Annotated in this window: 13 protein-coding genes and 2 pseudogenes; 6 read left to right on the top strand and 9 right to left on the bottom strand. The window is 66.4% G+C overall.

Going from position 1 to position 12,592, the window contains the following annotated elements; genetic code table 11:
* Positions 1-37: 37 nt before the first annotated feature.
* Entirely contained in the window at positions 38-1,072 is a 1,035-nt protein-coding gene (locus ABNQ38_RS30310; protein ID WP_377811004.1) for a succinylglutamate desuccinylase/aspartoacylase family protein, read from the top strand.
* 43 nt (positions 1,073-1,115) lie between these two features.
* A complete protein-coding gene (locus ABNQ38_RS30305) occupies positions 1,116-2,234 on the top strand; it encodes a LacI family DNA-binding transcriptional regulator (RefSeq protein WP_377811003.1) in 1,119 nt (372 codons plus the stop codon).
* Between the two features lie 94 nt (positions 2,235-2,328).
* On the opposite strand, the gene ABNQ38_RS30300 is transcribed toward ABNQ38_RS30305, so the two are convergent.
* On the bottom strand, positions 2,329-2,625 hold the full coding sequence (locus tag ABNQ38_RS30300; protein WP_377811002.1) for a hypothetical protein: 297 nt from the start codon (positions 2,623-2,625) through the stop codon (positions 2,329-2,331).
* 9 nt (positions 2,626-2,634) lie between these two features.
* Here ABNQ38_RS30300 and ABNQ38_RS30295 point away from each other — a divergent pair, with 9 nt between their 5' ends.
* The gene (locus tag ABNQ38_RS30295; protein ID WP_377811129.1) at positions 2,635-3,885 is read left to right on the top strand and encodes a serine hydrolase domain-containing protein; all 1,251 of its coding nucleotides are present in this window, start codon (positions 2,635-2,637) and stop codon (positions 3,883-3,885) included.
* Positions 3,886-4,051: 166 nt separating this feature from the next.
* Complete coding sequence (locus ABNQ38_RS30290) at positions 4,052-4,660, top strand: phosphatase PAP2 family protein (RefSeq protein WP_377811001.1); 609 nt, start codon at positions 4,052-4,054, stop codon at positions 4,658-4,660.
* A gap of 254 nt (positions 4,661-4,914) precedes the next feature.
* Here ABNQ38_RS30290 and ABNQ38_RS30285 read toward each other — a convergent pair whose 3' ends face one another.
* From ABNQ38_RS30285 to ABNQ38_RS30255, 7 genes and pseudogenes are all read right to left on the bottom strand, one after another.
* Positions 4,915-5,538 carry an NADP-dependent oxidoreductase gene (locus tag ABNQ38_RS30285; RefSeq protein ID WP_377811000.1) on the bottom strand — a complete coding sequence of 208 codons (624 nt, stop codon included), beginning with the start codon at positions 5,536-5,538 and terminating at the stop codon, positions 4,915-4,917.
* 15 nt (positions 5,539-5,553) lie between these two features.
* Entirely contained in the window at positions 5,554-5,685 is a 132-nt protein-coding gene (locus tag ABNQ38_RS30280; protein WP_377810999.1) for a hypothetical protein, read from the bottom strand.
* Between the two features lie 10 nt (positions 5,686-5,695).
* Positions 5,696-6,762, bottom strand: a protein-coding gene (locus tag ABNQ38_RS30275; protein WP_377810998.1) for an IS630 family transposase whose coding sequence is annotated in 2 segments (ribosomal slippage) — positions 5,696-6,274 and positions 6,277-6,762 — 1,065 coding nt in all. Because the reading frame shifts where the segments join, the coding sequence is not laid out codon by codon here.
* Between the two features lie 13 nt (positions 6,763-6,775).
* Positions 6,776-7,087, bottom strand: coding sequence for an alcohol dehydrogenase catalytic domain-containing protein (locus ABNQ38_RS30270; RefSeq protein ID WP_377810997.1), 312 nt, complete (start codon positions 7,085-7,087; stop codon positions 6,776-6,778).
* A gap of 109 nt (positions 7,088-7,196) precedes the next feature.
* Positions 7,197-7,583 (bottom strand): alpha/beta hydrolase, encoded by a 387-nt coding sequence (locus ABNQ38_RS30265; protein ID WP_377810996.1) that lies wholly within the window; start codon positions 7,581-7,583, stop codon positions 7,197-7,199.
* Between the two features lie 62 nt (positions 7,584-7,645).
* A pseudogene (locus ABNQ38_RS30260) lies at positions 7,646-8,728 on the bottom strand (alkene reductase).
* A gap of 59 nt (positions 8,729-8,787) precedes the next feature.
* Complete coding sequence (locus ABNQ38_RS30255; RefSeq protein ID WP_377810995.1) at positions 8,788-9,576, bottom strand: SDR family NAD(P)-dependent oxidoreductase; 789 nt, start codon at positions 9,574-9,576, stop codon at positions 8,788-8,790.
* A 60-nt stretch (positions 9,577-9,636) separates the two neighbouring features.
* Here ABNQ38_RS30255 and ABNQ38_RS30250 point away from each other — a divergent pair, with 60 nt between their 5' ends.
* Entirely contained in the window at positions 9,637-10,248 is a 612-nt protein-coding gene (locus ABNQ38_RS30250) for a TetR/AcrR family transcriptional regulator (RefSeq protein ID WP_377810994.1), read from the top strand.
* A 200-nt stretch (positions 10,249-10,448) separates the two neighbouring features.
* A pseudogene (locus ABNQ38_RS30245) lies at positions 10,449-10,547 on the top strand (transposase); the annotation flags it as partial.
* A gap of 173 nt (positions 10,548-10,720) precedes the next feature.
* Here ABNQ38_RS30245 and glmS read toward each other — a convergent pair.
* Entirely contained in the window at positions 10,721-12,547 is a 1,827-nt protein-coding gene (glmS, locus tag ABNQ38_RS30240) for a glutamine--fructose-6-phosphate transaminase (isomerizing) (RefSeq protein WP_377810993.1), read from the bottom strand.
* Positions 12,548-12,592 lie beyond the last annotated feature (45 nt).

Below are 12,592 nucleotides of genomic sequence, written 5' to 3'. Positions count from 1 at the left end.
CGTCGCGGAGGCGCCCCTCCGCCAGAAGGTTTTTGGAATGCACACTGGCCTCTACCACGCGCTCGATTTCACCGCCGACGGCAAGTCGCTGGATTTCCTCAGCATCCCGTTCTCGGTGGATCGCTCCCCCTATTATCAGGTGAAGGTCCCGGTCTGCCGCGTGCGCAACGGGACGGGTCCGCGCGTGCTGCTGATGGCGGGCAACCACGGCGACGAATATGAAGGCGAACTGCTGCTGGGCCGGCTGTTCCGCCGCCTCGATCCCGCGCGCATCCGCGGCGAGGTGACGATCCTGCCCGCCGTCAACGCCCCGGCGGTGATGGCGGCACGGCGCCGGTCGCCGCTGGACGAGGGCAACCTCAACCGCGCCTTCCCCGGCGACCCCGCCGGCACGCCCACCTTCCGGCTGGCGCATTTCCTCGAACACGAGCTGTTCCCGCGCCATGACGTGGTGTTCGACATCCATTCCGGCGGCACCTCGATGGCTCACCTGCCCTGTGCCCTGATCGAACGGCAGGGCACGCCCGACCGGCTCGGCCGCGCGCTGGAGCTGATGCGGGCGCTGGGGATGCCCTACGGCTTCGTGGCGGAGAACGGCGCCACGGCACCGACCTCGATGGCCGCCGCCGCACGGGCCGGCGTCATCGGCATCAGCGGCGAGTTCGGCGGCGGCGGCACGGTGACGCCGGAGACCATGGCCTATACCGCCCGCGCCATCGACAACCTGCTGATCGCCACCGGGTTGACCGACGCGCCGGTTCTCTCGGTTCCGGCACCGGTTCCGGCGCCGATGCAACTGCTTCAGCTTGACAGCCACCGGCAGGCGATCTACGCGCTGCGGCGTGGCTGGTTCGAACCGGCGGTCGATGTCGGGGCGCGGGTCGCCGCCGGCGATCTCGCCGGCTGGTTCCACGACCTGACGCGGCTCGACCAGCCGGAGGAGGAACTGCGCTTCCAGGAGGCGGGCATCGTCATCTCGCGGCGCCTGCACAGCGACAGCGAGGCCGGCGACTGCCTGATCCAGGTGGCCCGTCCGGTCGAGGAGGCGGGCATCCTGGGGCGCGCGGCCTGACCGGGCAGCATCGCATGGAGAGGCGGCCAAGGAGACGGGCGATATGAGTGAGAGCAGCGCGGCGAAGCGTCCGCCGACCATCGACGACGTCCTCCGCCTCCGGGCGGCGGAACCGGTGGTGTCGGCGGCCGGGGAGGCAGACGGGGACGCCGCCGGGGACGCAGACGGGGGGGCGGCTCCGACGCGGATCGTCGAGATCGCCCGGCTGGCCGGGGTGTCGCCGATCACCGTCTCGCGCGCCCTGCGCCAGCCGGAGAAGGTGGCCGAGGCCAAGCGACGGAAGATCCTGGAGATCGTCGAGCGCACCGGCTACGCCACCAATCCGCATGCCCGCGCCCTGCGGTCGGGCCAGTCGAACATCGTCGCCGCCTTCGTCTCCAACCTGCAAAGCCAGCAGTTCTGCCTTGCCGTGCAGGGCTGCGGCGAGGTGCTGGAGCCGCAGGGCTACCAGCTGATGATCGGGCAGACCTCCTACTCCTACGCCAAGGAGACGACGATGATCCAGTCGCTGCGCGAGATGCGGCCGGCGGCGGTCATGTTCACCGGCGTCATCGAGATCGAGGAGAACCGGCGGGCGTTGCGGGCGCTCGGCATTCCGATCATGGAGACCTGGGCCTATCCCCGCGACCCCATCGACATGCTGGTCGGCTTCTCGAACATCGACGGCGGCCGTCTGGCGGCCGAGCATTTCGCCGGGCGGGGCCATTGCCGCGTCGCCTTCATCGGCCGCCGCAGCGGTCGCGGTGCCCTGCGGCTCACCGGCTTCCGCGAGGGCGCCCGCGCCGCCGGGCTCGACATCGTCGCCGAGCTGTCGGTCGACAGGGTCGGCAGCATGGTCGATGGCCGCCGCGCGCTCGCCGAACTGCTGTCCCGCAACGCGGCGGTCGAGGCGGTGTTCTGCGCCAACGACCTGCTTGCGACCGGCGCGCTGCTGGAGGCGCGCCGGCTGGGCATGCGCCTGCCCGACGACATCGCCATCCTCGGCTTCGGTCACAACGACGTAGCCGAGGAACTGCCGCCCGGCCTGACCACCATCGGCATCGACAGCCGCGACCTCGGCCGGCAGGCCGGATCGATGATCCTGCAACGGATGCGCGGAGACATGCCGCCGGAGCCGATCCGTGCCGTCGAACTGACGCTGACCCATCGCGGGAGCAGCTGAGACGGGGCCGCCGGTCTGCGCGCCCGAGGCTTCGTCCGACAACGATTCCGTGAGATGCTCGTGCCCGCGTCCTGCCGATCGGCTGCATCGCCGCTCACCGGCGGCCAGCGCGGCAGGCCGGTCCGATGATCGAGCGGGGAAGCATGGCGAACCGATACCGGCATGGTTTCAGAAGAATTGCCTGCCCGCCGCTGCCATGACGCATTTGCCTTCGAAGGGCCCGGTCGTGTCGGCCGGTCAGGCCGACCCTGCGCTCGAAGCCCGTATCCAACGGATCGTAGCCGGCCTTCCGCCGCCGGTGATCGTCGCCGGTGATCCGGCCGACCGGCCAAGTCTGGCTGCGCGCATGGCGGCGCTGCATGTCCCTGGCGTCAGCGTTGCCGTCATCCATTAGGGCCGGCTGGCCTGGACGCGCGGTTTTGGAGACGCCACGGTTGGCGGCTCGCCGGTGACTGCCGACACGCTGTTCCAGGCGGCGTCCATCAGCAAGCCGATCACCGCGCTGGCGGTGCTGAAGCTGGTTCAGGACGGCCGGCTTCGCCTTGATACAGACGTCGACGGCCACCTCGTTTCCTGGCACATCCCGCCGGCCGCCGGGTCAACCGCCGTCACTGTTCGCGGATTGCTGAACCATAGCGCGGGGCTGACCGTGCACGGGTTCGCCGGCTATCCAGCCGGTCAGCCAGTCCCGACGTTGGCTCAGGTGCTCGCCGGCATCCACCCGGCGAATTCGCCGCCGATCCGCGTCGGCCAACCGCCGGGCACCGCATGGCGGTATTCGGGCGGCGGATATACGGTGCTTCAGCAGCTGTTGATCGACGTCACGGGCGAGGCGTTTCCCGTTCACATGGATCGGGCGGTTCTCGGTCCATTGGCGATGACAAAGAGCACGTTCGCACAGCCTCTGCCCGTCGAGCGGGTCGCGGAGGCGGCGACACCCTATGATTTCGATGGCAAGCCGGTCGAGGGCGGTCCCCACATCTATCCGGAGATGGCGGCCGCCGGGCTGTGGTCGACACCGTCCGACTTGGCGCGGGTTATCATGGCGTTCCAGCGCGCCTGGACTGGTGGGCGCGATGAGGTGCTGTCGCCCGACATGGTCAAAACCATGCTGACGCCCGGTCCCGGCGGCTTCGGCCTGGGGTTTGGAATCGATGGCAGCGGAAAGGGCGGCGGACGCGAACCCTGCTTCTTCCACAGCGGGCTCAATGCCGGCTTTTCGTGCGTGATGGCGGGTTGCATGGGCGGCAGCCAGGACGGGGCCGTGATCATGACTAACGGCTCCGCCGGAACTGTCGCTCATGGCCTGCTGCGCGCGATTGCCGAGGAGTACGATTGGCCGGCATTTCGGCCGCTCGAACGCCGGCTCGGTCTCGCCGACCCGGCACGTTACGCCCGTTTGGCTGGCCGCTACCGCCTGCCCGATTTCGAGATCGCTGTCATTGCCGATGGCAATCGCTTGTACGGTCTGGTCGGCAGCGATCAGGTCGAGATGTTTCCACTTGCAGGCACCGACGAATTCTTCCTGACGGTCGATGTCTCGACGGTCGCTTTTCGTATACCCGCTGCCGGCCCGGCAACCGCGCTGATGCTTCGGACCGCGAACACCGACCAAACGGGGCCGCGCGCCGATCTGCCCGCCGCGCCATGAGGACCGTCTTCGTCGGGGGGCCGATTGGAGCGTTCGCCATCCTCATCGCTCTCCCGAACTCAGCCGAACGCCCCGGTCCTGGCCATTCGCGCCCAGGCATGCGCAAGCGCCACGGCCTATCTGTCTGCCCTGCCTGTCATCGAATCGAAACGATCGGACCGCGCTTATGGAAGCTCTGAACCAACATCTGTTCCTTCTGCTGAACGCTCCGCCCGATCCGCCGGCCGGGCTTCTCATGCTGGCGCGTTTTCTGGCGGACGACGTGGTGGTGCTGGTCGCGGCCCTGGTCGCGGCGCTGTGGGTGTGGGGACGGCAGGACGGACGCGCCGTCCTGGTCGGTGCCGGCTGCGCGCTGCTGACGGCGGCGCTGGTCAACTCGGCGATTGGCGCACTCTGGCATCATCCGCGCCCCTTCATGATCGGGTTGGGGCACCAGCTGATTCCGCATGCCGCAGATTCATCCTTCCCCAGCGACCATGCGACCTTCATGTGGACGATCGGGATCAGCCTGCTGCTGCGAGGGTCCTGGCAGCGGCTGGGCTGGGGGATGATGGCCTTCGGGATGGGCGTCGCGTGGGCGCGCATCTATCTTGGCGTTCACTTCCCCCTGGACATGGCGGGTGCGCTTCTGGTCTCCGCCACCGCTTCCCTGCTGGTCATTCCGGTACGCCCCATCGTCGATGGAGTGCTGACGCCGGCCATCGTCCGGCTTTACGAGGGAGCGGTGCGGCTGCTGCATCTGCCCGCCGCCCTGTTCCCGCTGGACCGCAAATGAGGGTTTGAGGGGATCGCGCTCCCGAACCGGCTGGATCGGGAGCCGGGCCCTTGCCGACCGGCCGCGCTCCGCACTCGGCGGCAAAGCGCCGGACATCGGCGGCATGGCTCGAACCTGGGCCGAACCTGGCGATGTCGCCAAGCTGTCCGGGAAACGGCGACCAGCTCGGACCGACGCTTTTGGAGAAACTTCATTCAGTCTTTACAGCATCCTGCCTCGTATACCGCAAAATTGGCCAAAATCCAGATTTCATCTCAGATCAGCTGGACAACAACCTTACCCTTGGCGCGCCCGCCATCGAGATAGGTCAGTGCCTCCTTCGCTTGATCGAACGCAAAAACCCTGTCGATCACCGGACGAATATGTCCTGCATCGATGAGACCGCCGATTTCCGCCAGCTGCCCACCGTCGGGGCGAACGAACAAAAAGGAGTAGCGGAGATCGCTTCTCTTTGCAAGGCGCCGGATTTTCCAACTCATAAGAGAGAAAATAACCCGGAACATCGGATTCATGTGCCGGGCTCGTGCGAAAGCGGCATCAAGGGGGCCGACCAGAGAGACGATAGAACCCTTTGGCTTGAGGATCCCGATCGATTTCTCGATGCCATCCCCTCGGACGGTCCCAAGCACCATGTCGTAGGCGCGCAGAACGGTTTCGAAATTCTGTTGCCTATAGTCCACGACTTCATCCGCGCCGAGCCCTTTGACCAGTCCGAGATTCCCGGTGCTGGTCGTTGTGCCGACAGTTGCGCCGAGATATTTGGCGAGTTGGATCGCGAATGTGCCGATCCCGCCCGAACCGGCCGGGATGAAAATCTTCTGCCCGTGCTTGAGGCCCACCCGTTCCTTCAGTGCCTGCCAGGATGTCAGGCCAACCATCGGAATCGAGGCGGCTTAGTTGAAATCGAGCTTTGCAGGTTTGAACGCCGCAACATGCTCCGGAACGGCGACGAAATCGGCAAGCGTGCCACGGCCCAGGTCGAACACGCTGGCGAAGACGGCGTCGCCCACCTTGAAGCGTGTCATACCGGCGAGCCTAAGCATTGACACATGTTAACCATGGGTAATTGGTTAGGGAGCGTAGGCGCCCTGGCGTGGCGGTGAGGGCGTTCCAGGCGTCGCAGCAGGCTTGGACGACGGCGTCGTAGTCGGGCAGTAGCCGGTGGGATAGGAAGCGCTCGCGCAGGTACAGCCAGACGCGCTCCACGGGGTTCAACTCGGGACTGTATGGCGGCAGGGGTACCAGCGTGACGTTGTCCGGCACGACCAGCGCCCGTGATCCGTGCCAGCCGGCTTGATCGAGCACGAGCACCGCCTGTACGTCCGGTTCCAGGCTTCGGGAGAAGCCGTCCAGGAACAGGCTCATGGCGATGATGGAGACGGTCGGCATCACCAGCGCGAAGTCGGCGCCGCTGGCCGGGCAGACGGCGGCGTAGAGGTAGACCGAGGTGAAGCGCTTGTCGCACAGCCCGGCGGGACGCTGCCCGCGCTCCCACCAGCGATGCGCGGTGCGGCCCTTCTGGCCGATGCGGGCTTCATCCTGGAACCAGAGTTGGAGGCGTCGCCCAGGGTGCGCGGCCGCAGCAGCCTTCAGCGCTTCGCGCAGCCCCTTTTTTGGAACGCGGCTTGTGCCTTGGCGTCGGACTGCGGGTGGCGAGGGCGCGTCTTCTGCTTCGATAGACCCAGCCGGCGCACGATGCGCGACAGGCTGGCCGGATGCAGTGTCTTGGCGAAGCGCTCGGCGATCACCTCGCACAGGATCGGCAGGGTCCACTCCACGCACCCGTGCCGCTTGGGATCGGGGCCGGCGAGGATGATGGCCTTGAGCGTCGCCTGCTCGCCGTCGCTCAGCCATTCTGGCCGGCCAGGGAGCGGGCGGTCGTAAAGCCCGGCCACCCCCTCAGCGTTGTAGCGCACCACCGCATCGCGCAGGGCTTGGCGATCCATACCCGCCAGCCGTGCCGCCTCCGCCCGGCTCACCCCATCGAGGGCATGAGCGATGGCGAACATCCGCGCCGCCACCCGCCCCTTGCCCTCCCGACGCGCCAGGGTGCGCAATTCACCGGCACTCAGGTCTTCCCGGATCGGCAACGCCGCTGGCATGCGATTCTCCCCCTCATGGACGGGGAATCGAATCATGGTTCATTCGCCTTGGGAAGCCCCGCAGTGAGTCAGCCCCTCCGCTCGCCGGTATCACGCCGCTGCCAACCTCCGCGACGACGCCGGCGACGTCGCTGCCGATGGTCGCCGGAAGCTCGAACCTGAGCACTGGCTTGAAAGTGCCCTTGGGGATGATGTTGTCGATGGGATTCAGTCCAACGGCATGGACCTGAACGAGGATTTCATCCGGACCGATGGTGGGACCTGGGATGTCGGCGTATTCGGGTTGGGCGGATTTGCCGTAGCGCTTGAAGACGAGAGCTTTCATGGATTGACCTCGAAAAATGTATGTGCGGCCTGACGAACAGAGCCGCCACCTTGGAAATGCTTGCCAAGACGCTCCGGGTTTTCGCGCAGCAAACGAAGAAGGTGGCGGGTCAGGCGGCAAAGAACGCCCTGGCTTCCATCAGGAAGGCATCGTGATGCTGGAAGATGCCGCCATGTCCGGTGTCGCGGTATAGAACCAGCTTGGCGCCTGGAATACGCCGCGCCAAGGCGATCGAGTTCTCGCTCGGCACCATGATGTCGCTATCGCCATTGGCGACCAGAACGGGGGTGCGGATCGTTAAGGCCGGACGGTCCGCCGCCAGTCCCTCGACCAGGGGCGGGTCGAAATTGTCGAGATTGGCCGCCCAGTGATTGAGCAGCACCACCGGAACGCCTCCATGCGACCCAAGACGGCGATAAGCGAACCGCGTACCGGCCACCTCGACATGCCGGGTGGGCGCGGTCTTCAAGTCTGTTTTGAGAGTGTCGCCGGCCATGGCGGATCCTTGGATGCGGTTCGGATGGGCGGCGCCCCGGCTGAAACGCCGCCCGATTTCCGTCAACCGGCGAGGGTCGGGTAGTCGGTGTAGCCCTTGGCCCCGCCGCCATAGAGGGTCGTCGGGTCGAGGGGGTTGAACGGCGCCCCCGCTTTCAGCCGCTCGACGAGGTCGGGGTTGGCGATGAACGGCCGGCCGAAAGCGAACAGGTCCGCCTTGCCGCCTGCGAGATGTTGTTCGGCCAGCGTCAGATCGAAGCCGTTGTTGGCGATGAAGGTCCGGCCGAAGCGTTGGCGAAGCGCGCGGTAATCGAAAGGCGAGGTGTCGCGCGGGCCGCCGGTCGCGCCATCGACGACGTGGATATAGGCGATGCCGAGCTTGTCCAGTTGCTCGACCACATAATTGAACTGCGCCTGTTCGCTGTCCGAGATGACGATGCCGCTGGCCGGCGAAACCGGCGACAGGCGGACGCCGGTGCGATCCGCCCCGATCTGCGCCGACACGGCGTCGGTCACCTTGAGCAGCAGGCGGGCGCGGTTCTCGACCGAGCCGCCATAGGCGTCGGTGCGGGCATTCGCCGTCTCGCGCAGAAACTGGTCGAGCAGATAGCCGTTGGCGCCATGCACCTCGACCCCGTCGAACCCCGCTTCGATCGCGTTGGCGGCGGCCCGGCGGAAGGAATCGACGATTGCGGGGATCTCCCCGATGTCCAACGCACGCGGTTCGGAAACGTCGGCAAAGCCGTAGTTCACGAACGTCTTGGTTTTCGCACGGATTGCCGATGGCGCGACCGGCGCCTCGCCGCCGAGCAGATCGACATGGCTGACCCGGCCGACATGCCACAGTTGGACGAAGATGCGTCCGCCCCTGGCATGGACCGCATCGGTCACCGTTCGCCAGCCGGCGATCTGTTCCGGCGTGTAGAGGCCGGGCGTGTCCTGATAGCCTTACGCCTGCGCCGAGACCTGGGTGGCCTCGGTGACGATCAGGCCGGCGCTTGCGCGCTGGGCATAATACTCCGCCGCCAACGCCCCCGGCACGAGGCCGGCGCCGGCGCGGTTCCGGGTCAGCGGCGCCATGACGATGCGGTTGGAGAGCGTGAGAGGGCCGAGTTCATACGGCCCGAAGAGGGTTTTGACGCTCATGGAGCGGCCACCTTTCGTACGGCTGGGGCGTTCGGTCGGAGAATTGACTGCCCGAGGGCTCAGTCCGCCGTCCGATAGCGCGCCGCGGCTTGGTCCTGGCGGGTGTTCGGAAGCATGGCCTGACGCGCCGCCTGATAGGTGTTCCATTGCTCCACATCGGGCAGCGGCGGAATCGTGACCGTCTCGCGCCGGTCGAAGCCGACCAGCGCCGCATCGACGAGGTCATCGACCTCCATCACCCCGGTCATGCTGTTGACGTCGGCGCCGGCATGCTCCCAGATTTCGGTGCGCGTCGCGGCGGGAAGCACCGCCTGGACATAGACGCCCTTCGGGCCGAGTTCGATGCTGAGCCCCTGCGACAGGAACAGCGCGAACGCCTTGGTCGCGCCATAGACGGTCATGGCGAATTCAGGGGCCAATCCGACCACGGAGCCGACGTTGATGATCGCACCTTCGCCAGCCTGCGCAAAGCGGGGAGCAACGGCGCTGCAAAGCCGCAGCATGGCCGTGGTGTTGAGGGCGAGGAGTTGCGTGACGACATCCGTCGATTGCTCGATGAAGCTGCCGCCAATGGCGGTTCCGGCATTGTTGATCAGGATGCCGATGCGCGCATCGTCGCGCAGCCGCGCCTCCACCACGGCAAGCTCGTCGGCCTGCGTCAGATCGGCCTCGACGATGTCGACCGCCACGCCGGTTTCCTGCCTCAGGCGTGCGGCAAGCGCCTCCATGCGCTTCCGGTTGCGCGCGACCAGCACGAGATCGTGGCCGCGACGTGCGAACCGGTCGGCATAGACGGCGCCGATGCCGGTGGAGGCTCCGGTAACCAGGACCGAGGGAAGGGTTGCCATGGGATTGCTCTCTGCTCTGCTGAAACCTATAATCATGATCATCATCATGATTGCCTAATTATGATGATGATCATGATTGTGTCAATGGGGCCGGTGGAGAAATTTGAAATGAAGGTCAGTCGAGAGAAGATGGCGGAGAATCGCGATCGGATCCTGGATGTCGCCAGCAGACTGTTCCGCGAGAAAGGGTTCGACGCCGTCAGCGTGTCCGAGGTGATGAAGGCCGCCGGTCTGACGCACGGCGGATTCTATGGTCATTTCAGCTCGAAGGACGATCTTGTCGCCGAGACGATTGGCCATGCCCTCTCAAGGGGCGACAGTAGAGGCCTCGATCTCCGGGCTTATCTTGCCGACTATCTTGCGCCCCGGCATCGCGACAATCCTGCCGCCGGCTGTCCCACGGCGGGCCTTGTCGCGGATATCCGCCACCAGACGCCGGCTGCCCGCGCCGCCATGACGGCCGGCCTGCGGTCACAAATCGAGCGTGTGGCGAAAGCCCTCCCGGATATCGAGGCGGAGGACAGGCGCCGCGCGGCGATCGGATCCTGGGCTGCGATGGTGGGGGCGGTGATCCTTGCGCGCGCGATCGACGACAGGGCGCTTTCGGATGAGGTTCTGGAGCAGACGCGTGCTTGGATCGAGGCCACGTTGGATCCGGCATCTGCCAAATAAACGATGCCCGCATTCACAGTGTACCAGCCATCGGCGGCTTCTTGATCACGCCGGCACCCAGCAAGGCGTTATAGCAGGCCGCGGGAAAACGGGCGTTTCCATCGCCCGTTCCGGTCGGGATGGAGCGCTTTTCCACGCTTCGAGGCTCGCGGAGCCGCCTTTCGGGCGGACTCCGGGCGTGATTATGCCGCCACCAGCAGCTGATCTCCGACGCCCATGACGGCATCAAAGCCGTCGTCACCCGGGTCTTCCAGGCGACGTGGCAAAGGTGCCGGGTGCATTTCTCCAGCACCGCCCTTCCTTGTGGAAGAGGGGGATCCTGTCCTCGTCGAACGGGTAACGGCGGCGAGCCATGGCACCTCCGGGGTGCAGCCACCTCTTTCGTTGGTGCGCCGAATCCCCAGACGGTGCAAGGTCATTCAGTATGAGACTTTATTCTCCGTAAACAATTTGTCCACGGAGAATGCCCCGCTTACTCCACCGTCACGCTCTTCGCCAGATTGCGCGGCTGGTCCACGTCGGTGCCCTTCAGCACGGCCGTGTGATAGGCCAGCAGCTGCACCGGGATGGCGTAGAGCAGCGGGGCGACCAGCGGGTCGCAGGCGGGCAGTTCGACCGACCAGCGGACCTTGTCCTTCAGCTTGTCGATGCCCTTCCGGTCGGCCAGCAGCAGCACCTTGCCCGACCGCGCGCAGACCTCCTGCACGTTCGACACCACCTTTTCGAACAGGGCGTCGGACGGCACCAGCACGATCACCGGGACATTGTCGTCGATCAGCGCGATGGGGCCGTGCTTCAGCTCGCCGGCGGCATAGCCTTCGGCGTGGATGTAGCTGATCTCCTTCAGCTTCAACGCACCTTCCAGGGCCAGCGGATACATGGCGCCGCGGCCGAGATAGAGGACGTCGCGGGCCTCGGACACCTCCTGCGCCAGCTCCTTCAGCCGTTCGTCATGGGCCAGCACGTCGGCGGCGCGGGCCGGCACTTCGCGGAGCGCGTGGGCGATCTGCTGCATCCGCTCCTGGTCGATGGCGCCGCGGGCACGGCCGACGGTGACGGCAAGGCAGGCCAACGTGGTCAGCTGGGTGGTGAAGGCCTTGGTCGAGGCGACGCCGATCTCCGGCCCCGCCATCGTGTAGAGCACGGCGTCGGATTCCCGGGCGATGGTGCTTTCCGGGGCGTTGACGATCGACAGGATCTTCTGGCCCTGGCGCTTGCAGTAACGCAGGGCTTCCAGCGTATCCAGCGTCTCGCCCGACTGCGAGATGAACAGGGCGATGCCGCCCGGCGGCAGCGGCGCCTCGCGGTAGCGGAACTCCGAGGCGATGTCGACCTCGACCGGGATGCGGGCCAGCGTCTCGAACCAGTATTTGGCGACGAAGCCGGCGTAATAGGCGGTGCCGCAGGCGACGATGGTCAGCTTGGACGCGCCGGCCAGATCGAAGGGGAAGTCCGGCAGGGTGAAGGTGCCGGTCTCCGGGTTGATGTAGGCGTTCAGCGTGTCGCCTATGACCTGCGGCTGCTCGTAGATTTCCTTGAGCATGTAGTGGCGGTAGCCGTCCTTGCCGATCAGGGCGCCGGACACCGCGGTGGTCTTCACCGGACGCTCCACCACCGTGTCGGCGGCATCGTGGACGATGGCGGCGGTGCGGCTGACCTCGACCCAGTCGCCGTCCTCCAGATAGCAGATGCGGTTGGTCAGCGGCGCCAGCGCGAAGGCGTCCGACGCCAGATACATCTCGCCGTCGCCATAGCCGACGGCCAGCGGCGTGCCGTGGCGGGCGCCGATCATCAGCTCATGCTCGCCGGCGAAGATCAGCACCAGGGAGAAGGCGCCGGTGAAGCGCTTGAAGGCGGCGGCCGACGCCTGGACCGGGGTCATGCCCTGCTGGTCCAGGTAGTAGGTGACGAGATGGACGATCACCTCGGTGTCGGTGGCGCTTTCGAAGACATAGCCGTGGCCGGTCAGCTCGTCCTTCAGCTCCTGGTAATTCTCGATGATGCCGTTGTGGACGACGGCCACGCGCTTGGTGGCGTGCGGGTGGGCGTTGTTCTCCGTCGGGCCGCCATGGGTGGCCCAGCGGGTGTGGCCGATGCCGACCGTCCCGGACAGCGGCTGGTCGCGCAGCTTCATGTCCAGGTTGGCCAGCTTGCCCTCGGCGCGGCGGCGCTCGATATGGCCGTTCACCAGGGTGGCGACGCCCGCGCTGTCATAGCCGCGGTATTCGAGCCGGCGCAGGCCCTCCACCAGCCGGGGAGACGCGTCGTGGATGCCGTTGATACCGATGATGCCGCACATGGACCTGATGCTCCTGAAAAAGGTGCCGGCTGACGAGCCGGAGAG

This window comes from Azospirillum sp. A29 (genome assembly GCF_042604625.1).
In the GTDB taxonomy this organism is placed as follows: Bacteria; Pseudomonadota; Alphaproteobacteria; order Azospirillales; family Azospirillaceae; genus Azospirillum; species Azospirillum palustre.
Note: the sequence above shows the minus strand (reverse complement) of the source record. Positions and strands in the feature narration are given on the sequence as shown.